Below are 410 nucleotides of genomic sequence, written 5' to 3' on the forward strand. Positions count from 1 at the left end.
GACGGAAGATCGTTGCCGAAGCGGCGTTCCACCGCTCCCAGCATGACGTCCTGTACTGTTTCACTGTTGAAGCCGCCGGTAGTCACCGCCCAGTGCAGTGCCTCACGATCACAGCAGTCCAGCGCGAACGTGACACGCAGTCTCTCTCCGTTATCACAGCAGAACTCGAACCCGTCAGAGCACCATCGCTGATTGCTTTCTTTCACGGCCACTCTGCCTGTATGTGCCCGTTTCGATGGCGGTACAGCAGGTTTTCGCTCAAGCAACAGCGCATTCTGGCGCATGAGCCGGTAAACACGTTTGGCATTGATCGCAGGCATACCATCAAGTTCTGCCTGTCTGCGAAGCAGCGCCCATACCCGACGATAACCATACGTGGGCAGCTCTCCGATAACATGGTGTATACGGAG

At 56.6% G+C, this 410-nt stretch carries 1 protein-coding gene; it reads right to left on the minus strand.

Features of this window, described 5'->3' with window-relative positions; genetic code table 11:
• Positions 1-410 (minus strand): IS3 family transposase (locus ABZJ92_RS22330; RefSeq protein ID WP_353765468.1); only part of this gene is annotated, 410 nt, incomplete at both ends.

It is taken from the genome of Shigella sp. FJ200513 (assembly GCF_040495915.1).
Taxonomy (GTDB): Bacteria; Pseudomonadota; Gammaproteobacteria; order Enterobacterales; family Enterobacteriaceae; genus ECMA0423.